We start from the raw sequence: 20,163 nt of genomic DNA, 5'->3' as shown, positions 1-20,163 counted from the left end.
GCTTGATCATTATCGAACGCAACCGACACAATCCGGCCCGATAGGTAGCGCCCTCTCCAGGTGGCTCCGGCTGTCCATCCTTCACTTTTATTGCCAGTCTGTGGCCTTCCGCAAGCAGCAAATCGGCTAAGGCTGGATTGTTCTGACAGGTGGGATAGGTACCGGGAGCAGCTTTGGAGTAGTCAAGCGCAACGTACTTGCGACGAACCCGATATGTCTGACTGCGGTGAGGCAACACGCTCGAACACAGCCAAACGCAAGCTGCCGATCACCAACACACACGGCGGAGGACATAGAGGCAGCAAACAGCCTCCCCAGACCATCCTGATTGATCAGGGCAAAGCCTTCATCAGGCTGCCCATCTCCAAGGCTTCCAAGCCATAACTCCAGCCCAGATTGCTCTTGATGCCCGCCCGCTCGAGGGCCTGCTGCATCGTGTCGGTGGTCAACACACCGAAAATTACCGGCACGGATGTGTCGCGGGCGACCGCAGCAATGCCCTTGCTTGCCTCAGCCACCACCACATCGAAATGGGGCGTGTCGCCGCGAATCACAGCCCCCAGGGTGATCAACACCTGGTACTTGCCGGAGCGGGCCATCTGCTGGGCCACAATCGGCAATTCAAATGATCCTGGAACCCAGGCTACATCGAGATTGGCGCTGGTTGCGGACACATCCACCCCGTGACGCTTGAGGCAGTCGAGACAGCCGCTCAGCAGCTTGGCGGTGACAAGATCATTGAAACGGGCCACGACAATGCCGACGTGCAGCCCAGCTGCGTCAGAGAAACGTCCTTCAAATGTAGCCATTGGGAAGGTGCCGACTGAATCTCAGCCATCGTGGCACCCGCCAGGTTCTGACTGAGGCTGAACTCAGACGACGAAGAAGCTCACACCCCAGTTCAAAAGCACCAGTGCTACCCACACAGCACTGCCAAGCAGGATCAGACGGTTAGAGCGGCCGCTGTCCTCACTGGAGGCATACAGCACCGGAACCGCAACGATCAAAGCGAAGGACGCCACCACCAGGGCCAGGACGGTCAGCGTGTTGATGAACTGCATGGGACTGGAAGTTAGGGATCGATTTTCACATGAGAGCTGTTGCTCCCGCGAGTGAGCAGAGCACTCTTCACACCATGAAGGGGAAGAGGCCTCCGCTCAGAGCAGATTCCGGTTCAGACGCGGGTCGCGACAGCGCTGCCGAGGGCATCACGCAGTCCACGCACCACCGCCACCATCGCCAACTCATCCTGCAGGCGGTTCACGGCAGAACCAACGCCCACGCCGGCCGCACCGGCAGCGGTGGCCATCGGCAGCGTCACCGCCGAAAGACCCGAAGCACACAGAACGGGCACATCGACGGCGCGGCTGATGCTGTGGGCCGCCGCCAGGGTCGGAGCAGCCTTCTCAATCAGGCCCAGGTGACCAGCACTGAAGGGTTTGGCACTGGTGCCGCCCTCGGTCTGGATCAGGTCGGCTCCGGCCGCCACCAAATCGATGGCCAACTGCTCCTGCTCATCCATCGGCAAAACGTGGGGCACGGTAACGCTCAACACCACGTTGGGCAGCAGTTGGCGGGTGCGGCGGGTGAGCTCCAAAACCTCAGCCGCATCAAAAATCCGGCCCTGGGGATAGAAAGCGTCGTAGTTGCCGATCTCCACCATCAGCGCACCGGCTTCTACTGCCGCGGGGAACTGCTCAGGCTCCACCGACGACACGCACACGGGCACGCCACCGGAGGCCTCGATCGCCAGACGCACCAGGGCGGGGTCGCAGGCCACGTCGATCAGATCAGCACCGCCACGCCCGGCGGCACGGGCGACCCGCTCCACACTGGCGGCATCGAAATTCATCAGGCCAGCGATCACCTTGAGCGCAGAGCGCTGCTCAAGGCTGCGCTGCAGAGAAACGGGCAGCTGCTGAAGACGGGTCATGGGGGACTGGACAGCGATGCCCTGATTCTCACACCGTGGGGGAAACGCACCCCTGCTTCTTGGGCTGGACTTCCTGGCATGACGGCCTGCACCGGCGCCTGCTGATGCAGCCGCAGCTGCTGCCCCAGGGCAGCTCTCTGCTGCTGGCGGTGTCCGGCGGACAGGACTCCATGGCCCTGCTGGCCTTGCTGCAGGACCTAACGCCCTTGCATGGCTGGAGCCTGAGCCTGTGGCACGGCGATCACCGCTGGCATGAGAACTCCAGCCGAATCGCCACCGAACTGAGCAACTGGTGCCAACAGCGGCAGCTCCCCCTGAAGGTGGACCAGGCAGCCCCAGGGCAGGTACCCAGCGAAAACAAGGCCCGGCAGTGGCGTTACGAACGGCTGACCCAACGGGGCCGCCAAGCGGGCGCCGATGTGGTGACGGGCCACACCGCCAGCGACCGGGCCGAAACAATGCTGCTGCAGCTGGCCCGCGGCAGCGACCTGGCCGGCCTGGCGGTCCTGCCCAGCGTCCGCCCCCTCAGCCCGGAAGGGCCGCTCCTGCGCCGCCCACTGCTGCACCTGCAGCGCCACGACACCCTCCAGATCTGCCGAAAGCTGGCGCTGCCGATCTGGGAAGACCCCAGCAACCAATCCCCGGAATTCGCCCGCAACCGGATCCGCATGGAGGTGCTTCCGGTGCTGGAGGCGTTGCATCCCGGCAGCACACAGCGGATGAGCGATCTGGCCGAAAGGGTGTCCCAGGTGCGGGACAGTCAGACGGAACTCAGCCGGATGACCCTGAAGCTTCTGGAAACTGCTGCGGGCCTGGACCGCCGCGGCCTGGGGGCATTGAGCTCAGCCAGCCGCCGCCTGCTGCTGGCGCAGTGGCTGCAGCAGCAGGGGGTGCCAGCCCTGCCGGCCAGCCAGCTGGGCGAGCTCAGCCGGCGACTGAAAAGCGGTGCCCCCGGCGGTGCGGCCGATCTTGCCGGGGGCTGGCAACTCAGCTGGAAAGGGGCGGAGCTGGTGCTGCAGCAGCGCGCAGCAGAGCATTGACCGCCGCGGCCACCAAACCCGCTCCACCCCTGCTGCTCTCCAAACGGATCTGGGCTAGGCCACTGGCCGCCAGATGCTTCTTGCTTTCCGCCACCCCCACAAAACCCACCGGCATGCCGATCACCAGGCTGGGGGCTGGAGCACCGGCGGCCACCTGCTGCAACAGCACCTCAAGGGCAGTTGGCGCACTGCCGATCAGCACTACCGGAGCCGGTAACGCCAGCGCGAGTGCGCGCCAGGCCTGCTCCATGCCCACCGCCGTGCGTGTTGAACCCGCCGGCACCGCCTCAGGTGCCCACTCCAGCACCGTATGCACCGCACTGCCGAGGGTGCGTTGGGCCATCGGGGCCACCGCCGCCGCCGCCATCGCTGTGTCCGTCAGGATCGGCGCTCCCTGCTTCAGCGCTGCCAAACCCTGCTCACAGGCCCCCTCGCTGAACCGCAGCAGTGTTCCCAACGAGAGATCACCGCTGCTGTGCACCAGCCGTTCCAGCACCTGCTGTTGCAGCGGTGGCAGGCCTGTATCCCCCAGTGCCGCCCGGATCCGCCGGATGCTTTCGGTGAAGATCGGGTGGTCCTGGGCCATCCACGCCATCATCAACCCATGCCGATCCATCTGCTCTGGGGTGATGACGCCGCTGCGCGGGACCGGGCCATCGATGCCCTGATCGGCAAGGTTGTCGACCCCAGCTGGAGCAGCCTCAACCTCAGCCGCCTGGATGGGGCCGACGCTGGTCAGGCCCTGCAGGCCCTCGAGGAGGCCCGCACTCCTCCCTTCGCCACGGGCGAACGGCTGGTGCTGCTGCAGCGCAGTCCGTTCTGCAATGGCTGCCCCAGTGAGCTGGCTGACCGGTTTGAGGCCGCCCTCGAGCTCATCCCCGACAGCAGCCACCTGGTGCTGGTGAACCCTGCCAAACCGGATGGTCGCCTGCGCACCACCAAAGCCCTGCAGAAACGAATCAAAAGCGGGCTCGATCAGGAGCAGAGCTTTCCGCTGCCGGCCGCCTGGGATGGCAACGGCCAGCGCCAGCTGGTGCAACGCACGGCCGAAGCCCTGGGCCTGAAGGTGGAGCCGGATGCCATCGATGCCCTGGTGGAGGCCATCGGCACCGATAGCGCCCGGCTCGAATCGGAACTGCGCAAGCTCTCCCTGCGGGACACCAGCATTTCCGCCGCACGGGTGCAGGAGCTGGTGGGAGGGCGCTCCACCAACGCCCTGGCCGTGGGCGATGCCCTGCTGGAGGGCAACCCCGGCGAAGCGATCGCCCGCTGGGATGCCCTGATCGAAGCCGGGGAACCAGCCCTGCGCATCGTGGCCACCCTCACCGGTCAAATCCGCGGCTGGCTCTGGGTGAGCCTGCTTGAACAGCAGGGGGAACGGGATGTGGCGGTGATCGCCAAAGCCGCTGGGATCAGCAACCCCAAACGCATCTACGTGATGCGCAAGCAGCTGCAGGGCCGCACGCCCAAGCGCTTTCTCTCACTCCTGGGCCGTCTCCTGGAGGTGGAGGCCCGGCTGAAACGCGGCGCTCAGCCGGGCGACGCCTTCCGCGACGGCCTGCTGGGCTGATCGCTGCCCGCCAGGTGAGAAAATCCAGCGTTGCTGAAGCCCGGTCCATGGCCCTCCTGGTGCAGAAATTCGGGGGCACCTCCGTCGGCAGCGTGGAACGCATCAAGGCGGTGGCTGATCGGATTGGACGTTGCCGGGAGGAGGGGCACGACGTGGTTGTGGTGGTCTCCGCCATGGGCCACACCACCGATGAATTGACCGGTCTGGCCAACGCCATCACCTCTGCCCCCACCCAGCGGGAGATGGACATGCTGCTGGCCAGTGGCGAACAGGTGTCGATCGCCTTGCTGGCGATGGCCTTGAACGCCCAGGGAGTCAGTGCGACGTCGATGACCGGTCCACAGGTGGGCATCGCCACGGAATCCACCCATGGCCGGGCCCGGATCCTCGGGATTCGCACCGACCGAATCCGCAACCGCCTCGCGGCTGGCCAGGTGGTGGTGGTGGCCGGTTTCCAGGGCACAAGCACCAGCAGCGATGGCCTTAACGAAATCACCACCCTCGGGCGCGGGGGCTCCGACACCTCCGCTGTCGCCCTGGCGGCGGCCCTGGGCGCCGATGCCTGCGAGATCTACACCGACGTTCCGGGTGTGCTCAGCACCGATCCGCGCAAGGTGTCCGATGCCCAGCTGATGGAGACGATCAGCTGCGACGAAATGCTGGAACTCGCCAGCCTTGGGGCCTCCGTGCTGCATCCCAGGGCCGTTGAGATCGCCCGCAACTACGGCGTGAACCTTGTGGTGCGCTCCAGTTGGAGCGATGCCCCCGGCACCCGGATCACCAGCCGTTCAGCCCGTCCGATCAGCAGCAGTGGCCTGGAGCTGGGCAGCCCTGTGGATGGGATGGAGGAAGTGGACGGACAGGCCGTGCTCGCCCTCTCCCACATTCCCGATCAACCTGGGATTGCCGCACGCCTGTTTGAAACCCTCTCCGAGGCGGGAATCAATGTGGACCTGATCATTCAGGCCACCCATGAGGGCAGCAGCAACGACATCACCTTCACGGTGGCGGAAGCGGATCTCGAGCTGGCCCGCGCTGTAAGCCAGAAGGTGCTGGATCAACTGGGCGGCGATCTGGCATCCGAAGCAGGGCTGACGAAGCTGAGCATCAGCGGTGCCGGAATCATGGGGCGCCCTGGCATTGCCGCCGGCCTGTTCAACTGCCTGTGTCAGCAAGGCATCAACCTCCGCCTGATCGCCACCAGTCAGGTGAAGGTGAGCTGCGTGATTGATTCCGGCGCCGGCAGCAAGGCGGTTCAAGCCGTACAGGAGGCCTTCGACCTGGAGGACTCGCAAATCCGCATCAATCCCACCGACAACGGCAACGGGGAGCCGGAAGTGCGCGGCGTCGCCCTCGACCGCGACCAGGTGCAACTCAGTGTTCGCCAAGTGCCCGATCGACCCGGCACCGCAGCGGCGCTGTGTTCAGCCCTGGCGGACAACAGCATCAGCCTCGATGCAATCGTTCAATCGGAACGTCAGCACAGCGACGGATCGCGCGACATCACCTTCATCCTGCGCAAGGACGACCGCGCCCGCGCCGATGTGGCCCTGGCCCCCCTGCTGGCCCAGTGGCCCGGTGCCGCTCTGGAGGATGGTGAGGCCATTGCCCGGGTGAGTGCTGTGGGCGCGGGGATGCCGGCAACGCCCGGCACAGCGGGGCGGATGTTCCGTGCGCTGGCGGACGCCGGCATCAACATCGGTCTGATCGCCACCAGCGAAATCAGAACCAGCTGTGTGGTGGCCGAAGATGCTGGGGTTCAGGCACTCCAGGTGGTGCACGCCGGATTCGGACTGGGAGGTGAGGAGCGTCACACCGCCCAAGGCACCGCTTCACCGCACGACCCCGACTAACGGACTACAACGGGGGGACTGGCCCCCCAACGCGTGGACGCCGATTTCGAGCAGCACTACCAAGCCGCGGAACGGGTGCTGCAGGGTGACGTGGACGCCACCATCGCCGCCCTGGCGGAACAGGGGCTGGAGCGCTGCCGAGCAGAAGACACCGCCAGCGGAGCAGGTTCGACGCCAGCAACCAACGGCGCCATCCCAGACCTGCTCAGGGATCCCTCCGGCACTCCGGTCCCAAGCCCAGAGCCAACGGTCACGCCGGAAGCCAGTTCAAACGTCGAGGTGGAGATGGCGAACCAGGAACCAGCACGCAGCGAAGAAGAGCTACCCGTCGCCATCGACCCCACACCCCAGGAGCCTGCTGCCAAAGATCTCTTAGAGAACTCATGGCTCCGCGTTCAACTCCAGCCCGACATCAAAAACCCCACCGACTCCGGAGAGCCGATGGGGCTGATTAACAGGATCAAAGGGGTCTTGGTCCGATCAGCTGGCCGCTGAACGACGACGACGGGTGCGGCCTGCAGGCATCTCCGGCTCCGGGGAAGCAGGGGCTGCCTTTTCAGCCACCGGTTGAGGAGCCACTTTCTCCACCACTGCGGTTGCCGACGCAGCACGCACAGGGGCTGGGGTTGCCGAGCCAGACCGGCCGTTGCCCTGGTTATTCCGCACTGGAGCGGGAGTGCCACCGCCACCGCCGTTGCGACGGCCATAGGGAGAGCCACCGCCACGGCCACCGCGACCGCGGGGAGCCGGACGGTCATCGGGCTCAGCATCGGCACGGCCCTTGTAGACCGGTGTGCCGCCAGGGGCCGGCTGCACCAGACAGAGGATCAGCGGCTCCACCTGCAGTTCACGACGCATCCGGCGGCCAAGGCCCACCTCCACTTCACGCTGCACACCCATCCAGTCCACCTCCGGTGCCTTGCCACCGGTGTTGCGGCAGAGCTGCTTCCAGCGGTTTTCAAGCACCCACTTGATTTCGCGCTCCACCCACAACGACATCTTGCGGGCATCAGCTGTGGTGACCACACCCCGCAGGTTCACCCGCGGCGGAGCCACCATGGCGCCATCGGTGCTGATGGCAGCGAGGATCGTCACCACGCCGTCTTCCGCCAGCTGCTGGCGTTCCTTCAGCACCCGGGCATCAACGATGCCGTTGCGGGATTGATCCAGTAGCTCGATGCCCGCCTTCACGGCATTGCCTTTGCGGATCGAATCCGGGGTGAGCTCCACCACATCACCGTTGTCGATGATCAGAGTGTTGTCGACCGGAACCCCCATCGCATGGCCGGTGCGGGAGTGCTGCACCAGCATCCGGTGCTCACCGTGCACCGGCACGAAGAACTTGGGCCGGGTGAGGGCCAGCATCAGTTTCTGGTCTTCCTGGAAGCCATGGCCGGAAACATGGATGCCTTCGCCCTTTCCGTAAACGACCTTGGCGCCAAGCATCATCAGCTTGTCGATGGTGTTGACCACAGAAATCGTGTTTCCCGGGATCGGGCTGGCCGAGAAGATGATCGTGTCGGTGGTCTTCACCTTCACCTGGGGATGCTCACCGCGGGAAATGCGGCTCAGGGCAGCCAGCGGCTCACCTTGGCTACCGGTCATCAGCAGCAGGGTTTCGCGATCGGGCACATCGTTGATCTGCTTGATCGGCACAAACAGTTCATCCGGCGCGCGCATGTAGCCCAGTTCCCGCGCCTTGGCGATCACGTTGAGCATCGAGCGGCCCAGCAGCCCCACCTTGCGGCCGTTCTTCAGGGCCAGCTCCAAAATCATCGATACGCGATGAATCGAGCTGGCAAAGGTGGTGACAATCACCCGCCCTTCGGCATTGGCGATGTGGCGATCCAGGTTGGGGAAGACCGAGCGCTCCGGCGGGCAGAAGCCAGGAACCTCGGAGTTGGTGGAATCGCTGAACAGACAGAGGACGCCCTTGTCACCGTGGTGAGCCAGGCGGGCCATGTCGAAGTTTTCGCCGTCGACCGGGGTGTGGTCGAACTTGAAGTCACCCGTGAAAATCACCGTCCCCACTGGTGTGGAGATGGCCAGCGAGAAGCTGTCGGCCATCGAGTGGGTGTTGCGGATGAACTCCACTGAGAAGTGCTGACCCACCTTCACCACATCGCGCGGACCGACGGTCTGCAGGGTGGTGCGGTCGCGAACACCGGCCTCATCCATCTTGCCGGTGAGCATCGAGAGGGCCAGCCGCGGCCCGTAGATCACCGGAATGTTGAAGTGCTTGAGGTGATGGGCGATGCCACCGATGTGGTCTTCATGACCATGGGTGACGATCATGCCGCGGATCCGCTTCTGGTTCTCGCGCAGAAAGCTGGTGTCGGGCAGCACCACATTCACCCCGTGCATGCCGTCGCTGGGGAAGGCCAGACCGGCATCCACCAGCATCAGGTCATCGCCGTACTCGAACACACAGGTGTTCTTGCCGATCTCGTGGAGACCACCCAGGGGAATCACCCGAAGGCAGGGCTCCTGACCCTTGCTGGATCGCGCGTTGTTGGCCATGGAAAACGATGGGTAAAAGAACGGGTTGCGTGAGCCGATAAGCCGGACCGGGCTAGGTCTGACGGAGGGCGGCCATGGCGGTGGAGAGCGAACGTTTCATGTCGTCAGAGAGGGGGCACAGGGGCGGACGGGGCGCACCGACAGACCAGCCATTGAGTTCCAGGGCAGCCTTGACGGGAATCGGATTGGTGGTGGCGAACAGGGCCTTGAACAGGGGAATCAACGCGTCGTGCAGGGCGAGTGCGGAGGCACCATCGCCGTTCAGATAGGCCTCGATCATGGCGCGGATCTCAGGGCCCGCCACATGGCTGCCCACACTCACGACGCCCACGGCACCCACCGCAAGCATCGGCAGGGTGAGGCCGTCGTCACCGCTGTAAATCGCCAACTGCGGACCGCAGGCCAGCCGCAAAGCCGTGACCTCTTCCGTAGTGCCGCTGGCGGCCTTGAAACTCACCACATTGGGGCAGTCCATCAGCCGGGCCACCGTGGCCGGGGCGATGCTGCAACCGGTGCGGCCAGGGATGTTGTAAAGCATCAACGGCAGCTCAGGTGCCGCTTCAGCGATGGCCCGGAAATGGGCCTCCAGACCCTCCTGGGGAGGCTTGTTGTAGTAGGGCACCACAACGAGAGCACCATCGGCACCGGCCGCCGCCGCATCCTTGGTGGCCTCCACCGCTTCCGCTGTGGAATTGCTGCCCGTGCCCGCCAACACCTTGGCGTCACTGCCCACAGCATCACGAACGGCCTGCAGCAGTTGCAACTGCTCGTCCCAGCTAAGGGTCGGCGATTCACCGGTGGTGCCGCACACCAGCAATCCATCGGATCCCTGATCCACAAGATGCCGGGCCAGGTTTGCGGCAACGCTGAGATCCACAGCACCGCTGGCATCAAAGGGGGTCACCATCGCGGTGACCACACGGCCGAAGGGAGTTGGGGAGAGGGTGGCGGCCTGGGTCATCACTTCTGAATCAATAGTTCAGCGATCTGAACAGCATTCAGCGCCGCTCCTTTGCGGATCTGATCCCCACACAGCCAGAGCTCCAGAGCATTGGCATCACTGATGTCCTGACGGATCCGGCCGATCGCCACCGGGTCGCGACCGGTCACATCCGTCGGCATCGGGAAACGGTTCGCCGCCGGGTCGTCAATCAACTCCACACCAGGTGCAGCCGCGAGCAGCTCACGTGCCTCATCAACCGGGAAAGGGGACTCGAACTCGATGTTCACCGCTTCGGAATGGGCCCGCAGCACGGGCACCCGCACGCAGGTGGCGGTGAAGCGCAGATCCGGCAGACCCATGATCTTGCGGGTCTCGTTCACCATCTTCATCTCCTCCTCGCAATAGCTGTTGGCCTGCAGGGGAGAGTTGTGCAAAAAGAGGTTGAACGCCAGGGAGTAGGGCAGCACCTCTCCTTTCGGAGTGCCACCGTCCAGCACCGTCTGCGACAGGTTTTTCAGCTCCTCCATGGCCCGGGCACCGGCACCACTGGCGGATTGATAGGTGCTCACCACCACCCGGCGCATCGCCCGCTTGGCCGCCAAAGGAGCCAAAGCGAGGGTGAGCAGGATCGTGGTGCAATTCGGATTGGCGATCACGCCCTTGTGGGCGAAGACCGCATCGGAGTTGACCTCGGGCACCACCAGCGGCACACCCTCCTCCATCCGGAAGGCACTTGAGTTATCCACCATCACCGCACCGGCGGAGGTGATCGCCTCGCGCCACTGCTTGGAAACAGAACCACCGGCTGACGCCAGCACCAGGTCGACCCCCTCAAAGGATTGGGCCGAAACCTCTTCGACCGTGAGGGTGCGGCCATTCCAGGTTTGGGTCTGGCCGGCCGAACGGGCCGACGCCAGCAGCTTCAGCTCGCCAACGGGGAAACGGCGCTCTTCAAGCAGCAGCAGCAGTTCCTGGCCAACAGCACCGCTGGCTCCGAGAACTGCAACGTTGAGAGGGCGATTGGGAAGGGTCGAAGACAAGCGGTGGAGTGGACGATCTGAACGAAAAACCGTCGTTTCTCAGATCCGACATCACTGCGTAGAGAACGTGATGCCGATCGAGCGACGCGCTCAGCTTACCGATCCAGCCTGAATTCACCGGTTGCATAAAGTGCTGGGCTGCCCTTTCCCTTCCCCCATGAGCGCTGCAGCCCTGAAGGTGACCACCGAAGCCCGCCCCAGCAGCCGCCTGGCGGTGACGGTCACCGTTCCTGGGGAGCGCTGCAAGACGAGTTACGAAGACGCCATCACCAGCCTCAGCCGCAGCATCAACCTGCCGGGCTTCCGCAAGGGCAAGGTGCCGCGCACGGTGCTGGTACAGCAGCTCGGAGGCGTGCGGATCAAAGCCACGGCTCTGGAAAAGCTGATCGATAACGCCTGGCGTGACGCCATCCAGCAGGAATCGCTGGAACCGATCAGTCAGCCTGATCTGAGCAGTGGTTTCGACGGTCTGCTGGAGAGCTTTGAGCCCGGCAAGGAACTCACCTTCACCCTGGAGGCCGACGTCGCCCCGACGCCGAAGCTCAAAACCACCAAGGGCCTGAAGGCGGAATTCGAAACCGTCGCCTACGACGCCTCACGGGTCGACGCGATGCTTGAGGACTCCCGCAAGCAGATGGCCACGGTCGTTCCGGTGGAAGGTCGTGCCGCCAAGAACGGCGACATCGCTGTGCTCGGCTTCAAAGGCACCTACAGCGATGACGGCAGCGAGATCGAGGGCGGCAGCGCCGATTCGATGGATGTGGACCTGGAAAACGGCCGGATGATCCCCGGCTTCATCGAAGGGGTCATCGGCATGAAGGTCGGCGAAACCAAAACCGTGGATTGCCAGTTCCCTGACGACTACCCGAAGGAGGACGCCCGGGGACGTAAGGCCGCCTTCGAGATCGAACTGAAGGACCTCAAGACCCGCGAACTGCCCGAGCTGGACGACGAATTCGCCAAGCAGGCCAGCGAACAGGAGACCCTGGCGGATCTGCGCAAAGATCTGGAGCAGCGGCTCAAGGACGACGCCGAACGCCGTCAGACCAGCAACCGCCGCGATGCCCTCGTCGCCGCCCTGGTGGAGCAGCTGGAGGTGGAGCTGCCGGAAGCCCTGATCCAACAGGAAAGCCGCAACCTGCTGGAGCAGACCGCAGCCCAGTTCGCCCAGCAGGGCATGGATGTGAAATCGCTGTTCACTCCCGACCTGGTGCGCAACCTGATGCAGAACTCCCGCCCTGAGGCCGAGGAGCGTCTGCGCCGCAGTTTTGCCCTCACCGCCCTGGCTGAAGCGGAGGACATCAAGCTCGACGACAAAGACGTGGACGCCAAGATCAAGGAGGTGAAGAAAGAGCTCTCCGCCGACGCCAAGATCGATCCCGAGCGCCTGCGTCAGGCCGTGATGGACGACCTGATGCAGGATCGTCTGATGGGATGGCTGGAGGAGAACAGCACCCTCACCGAAAAGGCACCGGCTGCCGATGACAGCAAGCCTGCGGCCAAGAAAAAGCCCGCCGCCAAGAAGACCGCGGCCAAAAGCAAGTCCAAGGCGGACGCCAAGGACTGAGCAACGCCCATAGATTGACCCAACTTCACCGCATACCGATCGCGTGATCGACGCCCGCAGTCACCACCCCATCCAGAACCGCTGGCGGGCCGCCATGCCCGTCTCGGCACCGGGGCCGCTGCCCACGGTTGTGGAACAGTCCGGTCGCGGCGACCGCGCCTTCGACATCTATTCCCGCCTGCTGCGGGAGCGAATCATCTTCCTTGGCACCGGCGTGGATGATGCCGTTGCCGATGCCCTGGTGGCGCAGATGCTGTTCCTCGAAGCCGAGGATCCCGAAAAGGACATTCAGATCTACATCAACTCACCAGGCGGTTCGGTCACCGCTGGTCTGGCGATCTACGACACGATGCAGCAGGTCGCCCCTGACGTGGTGACAATCTGCTATGGACTCGCCGCCAGCATGGGTGCCTTCCTGCTCTCCGGTGGCACCAAGGGCAAGCGCCTTGCCTTGCCGAATGCCCGGATGATGATTCACCAGCCTCTCGGTGGTGCCCAGGGGCAGGCGGTGGACATCGAGATCCAGGCCAAGGAAATCCTCTACCTCAAGGAAACCCTGAACGGGTTGATGGCGGAGCACACCGGCCAGCCGCTCGACAAGATCTCGGAAGACACCGACCGCGACTACTTCCTTTCTCCGGCAGAAGCGGTTGAATACGGCCTGATCGATCGCGTGGTGGACAGTTCCGGGGACGGAGGAATCATTACGGAGGGCTGACAGACGCCCTTCCGTTCTCGATCCTGTGTGTTCAGGGAGACCCCATCGGTTGATTCCTGAGTTGTTCTCCTGTGTGGTGCCCAGCGTTCGATGGCCAAGTTCGACGCCCATCTGAAGTGTTCGTTCTGTGGGAAATCCCAGGACCAGGTGCGCAAGCTGATCGCCGGACCTGGCGTCTACATCTGCGACGAATGCATCGATCTCTGCAACGAGATCCTTGATGAAGAGCTGGTGGATGGTCAGGGCAACCCACGCCACAGCCATGAGCCGAGCCGGAAAGCCACGCCAGCCGCCCGCAAGAGCAGCAAACCGGCCCCGACCCTGGCCTCCATTCCAAGACCTCAGGACATCAAGAGCTTCCTGGATCAGCAGGTGGTCGGCCAGGACGCGGCCAAGAAAGTGATGTCGGTGGCGGTCTACAACCACTACAAACGTCTGGCCTGGCAGGGGGATGGCCAGGGCGAAACCGAGGAAACGGCAACCCGGCTGCACAAGAGCAACATCCTGCTGATCGGACCCACCGGCTGCGGCAAGACGCTGTTGGCCCAGACCCTGGCCGAAATGCTGGACGTGCCCTTCGCCGTGGCCGATGCCACCACCCTCACCGAAGCGGGCTACGTGGGTGAGGACGTCGAAAACATCCTGCTGCGGCTGCTGCAGAAGGCCGATATGGATGTGGACCAGGCCCAGCGGGGGATCATCTACATCGATGAGATCGACAAGATCGCCCGCAAGAGCGAGAACCCCTCGATCACAAGGGATGTGTCCGGCGAAGGTGTGCAGCAGGCCCTGCTGAAAATGCTGGAGGGAACTGTGGCCAACGTGCCGCCCCAGGGCGGGCGCAAGCACCCCTATCAGGACTGCATCCAAATCGACACCAGCGAGATCCTGTTCATCTGCGGTGGTGCCTTCGTCGGTCTGGACGACGTGGTGCAGAAACGCATGGGCCGCAATGCCATCGGCTTCATGCCTAGCGACGGCCGTGGACGCAGCCGCGCCAACCGCGACCTTGAGGCCGCCCAAGTGCTGCGGCACCTTGAGCCGGATGACCTGGTGCGCTACGGCCTGATCCCCGAATTCATCGGCCGGATGCCGGTGAGCGCCGTGCTGGAGCCGCTGGACGAAAGTGCGCTGCAATCGATCCTCACCGAACCCCGCGATGCTCTGGTGAAGCAGTTCCGCACCCTACTGAGCATGGACAACGTGCAGCTGCAGTTCGCCGATGACGCCATCGAGGCGATCGCCCAGGAGGCTCACCGGCGCAAGACCGGTGCCCGCGCCCTGCGCGGCATCGTTGAGGAGCTGATGCTGGACCTGATGTACGACCTGCCATCGCAGACATCAGTCAAGGAGTTCACCGTCACCAGGGCGATGGTGGAGGAACACACATGCGGCAAGGTGCTGCCCCTGCCTGGCACGGAACAACAGAAGACCGCCTGAAGTCTTGGCTGCCGCTGACCACCTGGAGGTGCCGCGTCAGCACGGCCTGTTCAACCACCACGGCATCGACCTCGGGGACGGAACCGTCGCCCACTATCTGGAAGGGCGTGAAATCCTGCGCAGCCCCTTGGAGTATTTCAGCCAAGGGCAACCGTTGCGGGTGATCAACTACGTCGAGGCGTCTCCGCCTGGTGTGACCCTGCGCCGGGCCATGAGGCGCCTGGGAGAACAGGACTACAACCTGCTGTTCAACAACTGCGAGCACTTCGCCACCTGGTGCAAAACCGGACGGCATCGCAGTGGGCAGGTGGACACCGTGCTGGAACGGGCCCGCCACTGGAGCGGGCTGATGCCTTCGGCGCTGATGCGGGGCCTGGAGCTCCTGGTGCAACGGGGCCTGCTTGATGACGACGCCCGCGCCATGGCCAGGCGGGGTGTGGAGAAGTTGGAACGCCTGCGCCTCTCGCTGCTGCACAAGTTGGAGGGTCTGCTGAAACGGGCAGGAAAGGGAACGGATCGCCGGCTGTTGCTCACGGGCCAAAGCCTGGCCGATGAATTGGCCGCCGTCGAAGACCTCAAACAACGAATTGATGCCCTGCTCCAGCAGCACCCCGCCCTTCCAGGCTCCGATTCCTCTGAGTAATCTCCTCTCAACGCTCGCGGCGCATGAGTTCGGCCTACCAGCCGCTGCATCACAAATACCGACCCCAGCGCTTTGATCAGCTGGTGGGGCAGGAGGCGATCGCCGCCACCCTGGGCCACGCCCTTACCAGCAATCGCATTGCCCCGGCCTATCTGTTCAGCGGCCCCCGCGGCACCGGCAAAACCTCCAGCGCCCGCATCCTGGCCCGCTCGCTCAATTGCCTGAACAGCGAGGGGCCCACACCAGAGCCCTGTGGCATCTGCGAGCTCTGCACCACGATCGCCGCCGGCACCGCCCTCGATGTGATCGAGATCGATGCCGCCTCCAACACCGGCGTCGACAACATCCGCGAGCTGATCGAACGCTCCCGCTTCGCACCGGTGCAGGCCCGCTGGAAGGTGTACGTGGTGGACGAGTGCCACATGCTCTCCACAGCAGCCTTCAACGCCCTGCTGAAAACCCTGGAGGAGCCACCGCCGCAGGTGGTGTTCGTGCTCGCCACCACTGACCCGCAACGGGTGCTACCGACGATCCTGAGCCGTTGTCAACGCTTTGATTTCAGGCGCATTCCTTTGGATGCCCTCAACAATCATCTGAGCTGGATCGCCGAACAGGAAGCGATCGAAATCAAGCCTGAGGCCATTCATGTGGTGGCCCAGCGGTCCCAGGGAGGCCTGCGGGATGCGGAAAGCCTGCTGGATCAGCTGAGCCTGCTGCCGCCGCCGATCGAAGCCGCTGCGGTGTGGGATCTGCTGGGGGCCGTGCCCGAACAGGAGCTGTTGGAGCTGGTGGGGGCCATGAGCAGCGCCGAACCTGTGCAGCTGCTGGAAGCCACCCGCAACCTGCTGGACCGGGGCCGGGATCCCGGAGCCGTGCTGCAGGGTCTGGCCGGGATGCTGCGGGATCTGGTGCTGATGGCCGCCGCTCCAGAGCGACTGGAACTCACCAGCGTGTCGCCCCAGTTCCGCGAGCAGCTGCCCGCCCTTGCCAAGACCATCGGCAGGGTCCGCCTGCTGCAATGGCAAGCGCAACTGCGCGGCACCGAGCAACAACTGCGCCAAAGCGTGCAGCCGCGCCTTTGGCTGGAAGTGCTGCTTTTGGGGTTGCTGGCGGAACCGCTGGCAGCTCAGAGCGCAGCCGCCGCTCCGGCCCCAAGACAACCAGCGACAACACCAGTCGCACCTCCGACTCCCACTCCTTCCGGCGCAGCGCCTACAGCAGCTACAGCCCCAGCAATCGAGGCGCCCACCCCCAGCCCAAAACCTGCCCCTGCGCCATCACCGGAACTTCCGACGGTCTCCACCCCTGCACCGGCAGCCAGCACCAACCTGCCCGAGCTCTGGCAACAGATCCTGGGCAGCCTCGAACTGCCCTCCACCCGGATGCTGCTTTCGCAGCAGGCCCAACTGGTGCGCCTGGATGCCAACCGTGCCGTTGTGCAGGTGGCAGGCAACTGGATGGGGATGGTGCAGAGCCGGGCATCCCTGCTGGAACAGGCCGTGGCCAAAGCGCTTGGAGGCTCGAGGCAGCTGGTGCTGGAGGCCAGCAACAGCGCCATGCCACCTCCGCTGGCAACAGCCCCGGTCACACCACCATCAATCACTCCACCGACCACACCCCCCCCGGTCGCACCGACCATCACAACAACGCCGGTCGAGCCGCCAACACCGGTACCGGCCCCAATGCCGGCTCCCTCAGCAACACAGGCGCCAGCTCCGGTGCCAACGCCAGAACTACCGCACACCCAAACCAAACCTTCGGACGCCAACCCGACAGCTGCACCAACAAAATCAAGCGCTGAAACCAGTCCTCCCTCAGGCCTGGATCGTCAGGCCCGCAACCTGGCGGACTTCTTCAACGGTCAGGTGCTCGACGTTGACGACGTCAACTGAGTGAATGTCGATTCGGCGACCCTCCTTCCGGTCATGCCGTCCAACAGGCAACAACCTCAGGCCTGAACCGGATGCTCCACACCATGGCTGGTTTTGGCCCAGACCAAGCGTTTGGGGAGGAGTGACATCCGCAGCGTCACCCAGGGAATCACCACAAACCAGTGGCCGAGGTAGGCAATCGCCACAAGGAGATTGGCCAGGCTCGCTGAGGGGATCTCCGGCCCCTCGCTGCCACTGCGACAGCCGCGCCAATAAGCCAGACCCGAAACGCTGAAGGCCACCACAGACAAGGGCCAGTAGACCGGCAGGCTTCGAGTGATCAGAGCCGTGCTCAGATCAGCGAAGGACACCACCGGCAGGGCGTACTGGAGCAGAAAAAAGGCCGTCAGATCCCAACGCTGGCGAAGACTCAACTGCGCTGAGGTGAGCACCGGCCAGTAATCAAAGAAGCGCTGCAAACCGCCTTCCGCCCAGCGCTGCCGTTGTTTCCACAGGGCATGGAGACCAGGAACCGCCTCTTCCTGGACCGGAGGGTCCCACAACAATCCCACTAAGGCCCCATGGGTCAGCAGGCGGAAGCTGAGATCCAGGTCATCAGTGACGGTGTCTTCGTTGAAACCACCACTGGACTCGAGCACGGAGCGCTTGATCAGCTGTCCGTTCCCCCGCAGTTCGGCCACGCCTCCATTGGCCAGTCGGCCCGACTGGATCACCGCATCCAGAGCCATCTCCATCGCCTGTGATCGGGTCAACCAATTGCGATCGGCATCAATCACGGCCTTTCGCAGCTGTACCGCCGACCAGCCACCCTCCAAGGCGTAGGGAACAAGGCGCTCGAGCAAGTCGTCCTGCAACTGAGCATCCGCATCAAGCACCAGCAGCCACTCACCTGTGAGGCAGCCCAAAGCGGTGTTCAGCGCACCCGACTTGCCCCCACCGGCATTGCGCTGGCGATGGATCACGTTCAGCTCAGGGTGCTGGCCGGCCAGATCGTCCAGCAGCTCAGAGGTTCGATCAAGACTGCCGTCGTCGATCACCCATGTGGTGAGCTGTCCGGATGGATAGCGCAGGGATGTGAGCCGTTCCACCAAACGCGGCACCACCGCCTCTTCGTCGCGGGCGGCCACCACCACATCCAGGCTGGGAAGCGTCGTCCGATCAATCTCCGGCACCGACGCCGATGACCCACGCGTCAGCTGCCCGCGCATGACGGAACGGAGGCCATAGCCCCCAAGCATCAGGGCAAGACTGATTGCGGGCCAGAGCGAACGGGCGGAGTCCAGCCAGTGGGGAGCAGCACCAGCACATCCGCAGGCGAACAGGAACGCTGCCGATTTCACCCGACGGTGATCACCCGATGTGGCGTTCGAGCTCATCCAGCTGCCCAGGTGGGAAGGACTTTAAGGGGACTGCACCAGTGTTGAGAGTGGGCCGTAGACAGTCCCTGGGTAGTAATGGCTCAGGATCCGCTCCACGGGCCAGCCACGCCAGGCCAGATCAATGGCTCCAGCCTGCGACAAACCGGCCCCATGGCCAAAGCCACCACCCACCAACAACCAGTGTTCGCCCCCCTGAGGCTCCAAGACGAACAGGGTGCTGGGCAGCGTGCGAAGGGTGCGACGAATGGCATCCAACTTGAGGATGACCGGAGCGGCGTCGCTGCTGCCTGAGATCTGCAAGGCCAGCACCCTGCCGCTGGCGCCCCGCTCGAGCACCTTCAATTCCAAAGGCGAAACCAGCGGGTCTGCGGCTGCGCCGAGGGCCTGACGCAAAGTCGGACCCGAAAGGATTCGGGTCCAGCGGAAGCGGGGGTGCCGCTGGCCAAAGGCCCCGCTGCGATCCGCCAGCAACTCTTCCACCGCCTTGCGCTGCTGCAGGGGCAAGGGATGACGGTTGCTCCAGCCCTCATCCCCATCCGGCTTCGCACGCAGATAGGTGGTGGGCTGCATGGCCCAGGCTTCTGGCCCGGCAGCCATCACCCCGCCATTGGTGGCGTGATACACGGCGCTGATTGGCCGGTTGTTCAGGCTGAGCAACTTGCCCTGGGTGGCTGCAATCGCCTCGCGCACAGCAGCTCCCGCACTTCGGGGATCGCTGTAGACCTGACACTGGGTGTCGCTGCAGAGGTGATAGCCATCAACGCTGAAGCGATGGCTGTTGGCCAGAGCCCAGGTGCGCGCCAGAACGGTCTGGGCCTGCAACGCCGCCATCGGTGAACCGGCACCGATCTCGTGGGGCACCACCCCCTCGAGGTAGCGCTCCACCGGCACCTGCTCCACCAGCGTCCAGCTGCCGTAGGCATCCCGTTGCAAGCGGAAGGGCCCCTCAAAACGTCCACCCGCCCAGAGCAACCCATCCGAGGCCTCAATCAAGACAGGTCCTTGCAGGGGGCGCTCACCCTCCGGGATCTCCAACACCGCTTCGACGGTGCTGGTGACGGTGCCTTGCCAATCACGCACCGCCAGACCGTCGGGAACAGGCGAGCCCTCCGGCGCCCACACCTCCCACTCCTTGGGATGGGCCACCTCGGCCGCAACGCCCAAAGCACGCCAACGGGAGGCGACACGATCCGCCGACTCAAAGCTGGCGTAGGGACCTGCAATCCGGCGGGCCAACTGGAGCGGACGGGCCAAGGCGACGCTTCGCCAGGTGATCACGAAACCTGAACCACTGCCTTGCTCCCCGGTGGCGTCGCGAAGGCTGAGCGAGCCGGCAAAGGCACGCAGATTCAAAGGAGCTGCTGTTTCCGCAGCACCGAGATGATCCGCCAAGGCCACCCAGAGCACCGGTTCATGACCTTCAACCCGCGGTGGGTCAGCGACGGAACGGTGCGTCGCCCGCCGAACCGGTTCCACCACCGGGGGCTCAGTCAGGATGGGTTGCAGGCCATCACCCTGCTCACGGGCACGGCAGCCCAGGCCCACGCAAAGCAGCAATGTGAGCGTCAGGAACCGAATCATTCAGCAGGGGGCACGTCGGGACGTATTGTTGTCGTTTGTGTCCG

The 20,163-nt window shown here is 64.3% G+C and carries 18 protein-coding genes; 9 read left to right on the top strand and 9 right to left on the bottom strand.

The annotated features are described in order from the left end of the window. Nucleotides 1-332 precede the first annotated feature (332 nt). From ribH to DXY33_RS01685, 3 genes are all read right to left on the bottom strand, one after another. Nucleotides 333-809 (bottom strand): 6,7-dimethyl-8-ribityllumazine synthase, encoded by a 477-nt coding sequence (gene ribH / locus DXY33_RS01695; protein WP_115131476.1) that lies wholly within the window; start codon nucleotides 807-809, stop codon nucleotides 333-335. A 63-nt stretch (nucleotides 810-872) separates the two neighbouring features. Beyond that, nucleotides 873-1,061, bottom strand: a complete 189-nt coding sequence (gene psbZ, locus DXY33_RS01690; protein ID WP_006850156.1) for a photosystem II reaction center protein PsbZ — start codon at nucleotides 1,059-1,061, stop codon at nucleotides 873-875. 113 nt (nucleotides 1,062-1,174) lie between these two features. Then, nucleotides 1,175-1,933, bottom strand: a complete 759-nt coding sequence (locus DXY33_RS01685) for a DUF561 domain-containing protein (protein WP_115131475.1) — start codon at nucleotides 1,931-1,933, stop codon at nucleotides 1,175-1,177. A 59-nt stretch (nucleotides 1,934-1,992) separates the two neighbouring features. Between DXY33_RS01685 and tilS the strand changes: the two genes are divergently transcribed. Beyond that, complete coding sequence (gene tilS, locus DXY33_RS01680; protein WP_115131651.1) at nucleotides 1,993-2,973, top strand: tRNA lysidine(34) synthetase TilS; 981 nt, start codon at nucleotides 1,993-1,995, stop codon at nucleotides 2,971-2,973. Here the strand turns inward: tilS and DXY33_RS01675 are convergent. Then, the gene (locus DXY33_RS01675) at nucleotides 2,921-3,568 is read right to left on the bottom strand and encodes a precorrin-8X methylmutase (RefSeq protein WP_115131652.1); all 648 of its coding nucleotides are present in this window, start codon (nucleotides 3,566-3,568) and stop codon (nucleotides 2,921-2,923) included. The two genes, tilS and DXY33_RS01675, sit on opposite strands and share 53 nt — an antisense overlap. Nucleotides 3,569-3,577: 9 nt before the next feature. On the opposite strand from DXY33_RS01675, the gene holA reads away from it, so the two are divergent. From holA to DXY33_RS01660, 3 genes are read left to right on the top strand one after another with little or no spacing between them, the layout of a single operon-like run. Further along, a complete protein-coding gene (holA, locus tag DXY33_RS01670; protein WP_115131474.1) occupies nucleotides 3,578-4,543 on the top strand; it encodes a DNA polymerase III subunit delta in 966 nt (321 codons plus the stop codon). Between the two features lie 47 nt (nucleotides 4,544-4,590). Further along, nucleotides 4,591-6,396, top strand: a complete 1,806-nt coding sequence (locus tag DXY33_RS01665) for an aspartate kinase (RefSeq protein WP_115131473.1) — start codon at nucleotides 4,591-4,593, stop codon at nucleotides 6,394-6,396. A gap of 33 nt (nucleotides 6,397-6,429) precedes the next feature. Then, a complete protein-coding gene (locus tag DXY33_RS01660) occupies nucleotides 6,430-6,891 on the top strand; it encodes a hypothetical protein (protein WP_115131472.1) in 462 nt (153 codons plus the stop codon). On the opposite strand, the gene DXY33_RS01655 is transcribed toward DXY33_RS01660, so the two are convergent. From DXY33_RS01655 to DXY33_RS01645, 3 genes are read right to left on the bottom strand one after another with little or no spacing between them, the layout of a single operon-like run. Beyond that, nucleotides 6,877-8,916 (bottom strand): ribonuclease J, encoded by a 2,040-nt coding sequence (locus DXY33_RS01655; RefSeq protein WP_115131471.1) that lies wholly within the window; start codon nucleotides 8,914-8,916, stop codon nucleotides 6,877-6,879. The genes DXY33_RS01660 and DXY33_RS01655 overlap by 15 nt on opposite strands. A 52-nt stretch (nucleotides 8,917-8,968) precedes the next feature. Then, nucleotides 8,969-9,877, bottom strand: a complete 909-nt coding sequence (gene dapA, locus DXY33_RS01650; protein ID WP_115131470.1) for a 4-hydroxy-tetrahydrodipicolinate synthase — start codon at nucleotides 9,875-9,877, stop codon at nucleotides 8,969-8,971. After that, a complete protein-coding gene (locus DXY33_RS01645) occupies nucleotides 9,877-10,899 on the bottom strand; it encodes an aspartate-semialdehyde dehydrogenase (RefSeq protein WP_115131469.1) in 1,023 nt (340 codons plus the stop codon). The genes dapA and DXY33_RS01645 overlap by 1 nt, the downstream gene beginning before the upstream one ends. 157 nt (nucleotides 10,900-11,056) lie before the next feature. Between DXY33_RS01645 and tig the strand changes: the two genes are divergently transcribed. The 5 genes from tig to DXY33_RS01620 all read left to right on the top strand — a co-directional run bounded on the left by tig (nucleotide 11,057) and on the right by DXY33_RS01620 (nucleotide 17,159). Continuing rightward, nucleotides 11,057-12,466, top strand: a complete 1,410-nt coding sequence (tig, locus tag DXY33_RS01640) for a trigger factor (protein ID WP_115131468.1) — start codon at nucleotides 11,057-11,059, stop codon at nucleotides 12,464-12,466. Nucleotides 12,467-12,509: 43 nt separating this feature from the next. Continuing rightward, on the top strand, nucleotides 12,510-13,184 hold the full coding sequence (clpP, locus tag DXY33_RS01635; protein ID WP_115131467.1) for an ATP-dependent Clp endopeptidase proteolytic subunit ClpP: 675 nt from the start codon (nucleotides 12,510-12,512) through the stop codon (nucleotides 13,182-13,184). A 90-nt stretch (nucleotides 13,185-13,274) separates the two neighbouring features. Next, complete coding sequence (gene clpX / locus DXY33_RS01630) at nucleotides 13,275-14,624, top strand: ATP-dependent protease ATP-binding subunit ClpX (RefSeq protein ID WP_115131466.1); 1,350 nt, start codon at nucleotides 13,275-13,277, stop codon at nucleotides 14,622-14,624. Between the two features lie 4 nt (nucleotides 14,625-14,628). Next, nucleotides 14,629-15,267 (top strand): lecithin retinol acyltransferase family protein, encoded by a 639-nt coding sequence (locus tag DXY33_RS01625; protein ID WP_115131465.1) that lies wholly within the window; start codon nucleotides 14,629-14,631, stop codon nucleotides 15,265-15,267. Between the two features lie 23 nt (nucleotides 15,268-15,290). Then, nucleotides 15,291-17,159: a DNA polymerase III subunit gamma/tau gene (locus DXY33_RS01620; protein ID WP_115131464.1), complete on the top strand. Its 1,869-nt coding sequence runs from the start codon at nucleotides 15,291-15,293 to the stop codon at nucleotides 17,157-17,159. 56 nt (nucleotides 17,160-17,215) lie between these two features. Here the strand turns inward: DXY33_RS01620 and DXY33_RS01615 are convergent, their stop codons facing one another. Further along, a complete protein-coding gene (locus DXY33_RS01615) occupies nucleotides 17,216-18,535 on the bottom strand; it encodes a glycosyltransferase family 2 protein (RefSeq protein WP_115131463.1) in 1,320 nt (439 codons plus the stop codon). 24 nt (nucleotides 18,536-18,559) lie between these two features. Further along, nucleotides 18,560-20,119 carry a SpoIID/LytB domain-containing protein gene (locus DXY33_RS01610; protein WP_115131462.1) on the bottom strand — a complete coding sequence of 520 codons (1,560 nt, stop codon included), beginning with the start codon at nucleotides 20,117-20,119 and terminating at the stop codon, nucleotides 18,560-18,562. Nucleotides 20,120-20,163 lie beyond the last annotated feature (44 nt).

Origin of the sequence: Synechococcus sp. N26, assembly GCF_900473975.1 — a bacterium.
Taxonomy (GTDB): Bacteria; Cyanobacteriota; Cyanobacteriia; order PCC-6307; family Cyanobiaceae; genus Parasynechococcus.
This window is presented reverse-complemented; position numbering and strand designations above follow the sequence as displayed.

Coding starts and splice junctions, on each gene's coding strand:
- clpX (WP_115131466.1), top strand. CDS start 13,275: ATGGCCAAGTTCGACGCCCATCTGAAGTGTTCGTTCTGTGGGAAATCC.
- DXY33_RS01665 (WP_115131473.1), top strand. CDS start 4,591: ATGGCCCTCCTGGTGCAGAAATTCGGGGGCACCTCCGTCGGCAGCGTG.
- ribH (WP_115131476.1), bottom strand. CDS start 809: ATGGCTACATTTGAAGGACGTTTCTCTGACGCAGCTGGGCTGCACGTC.
- tig (WP_115131468.1), top strand. CDS start 11,057: ATGAGCGCTGCAGCCCTGAAGGTGACCACCGAAGCCCGCCCCAGCAGC.
- DXY33_RS01620 (WP_115131464.1), top strand. CDS start 15,291: ATGAGTTCGGCCTACCAGCCGCTGCATCACAAATACCGACCCCAGCGC.
- dapA (WP_115131470.1), bottom strand. CDS start 9,877: ATGACCCAGGCCGCCACCCTCTCCCCAACTCCCTTCGGCCGTGTGGTC.
- holA (WP_115131474.1), top strand. CDS start 3,578: ATGCCGATCCATCTGCTCTGGGGTGATGACGCCGCTGCGCGGGACCGG.
- DXY33_RS01675 (WP_115131652.1), bottom strand. CDS start 3,568: ATGGCGTGGATGGCCCAGGACCACCCGATCTTCACCGAAAGCATCCGG.
- psbZ (WP_006850156.1), bottom strand. CDS start 1,061: ATGCAGTTCATCAACACGCTGACCGTCCTGGCCCTGGTGGTGGCGTCC.
- DXY33_RS01610 (WP_115131462.1), bottom strand. CDS start 20,119: ATGATTCGGTTCCTGACGCTCACATTGCTGCTTTGCGTGGGCCTGGGC.
- DXY33_RS01615 (WP_115131463.1), bottom strand. CDS start 18,535: ATGAGCTCGAACGCCACATCGGGTGATCACCGTCGGGTGAAATCGGCA.
- DXY33_RS01685 (WP_115131475.1), bottom strand. CDS start 1,933: ATGACCCGTCTTCAGCAGCTGCCCGTTTCTCTGCAGCGCAGCCTTGAG.
- DXY33_RS01655 (WP_115131471.1), bottom strand. CDS start 8,916: ATGGCCAACAACGCGCGATCCAGCAAGGGTCAGGAGCCCTGCCTTCGG.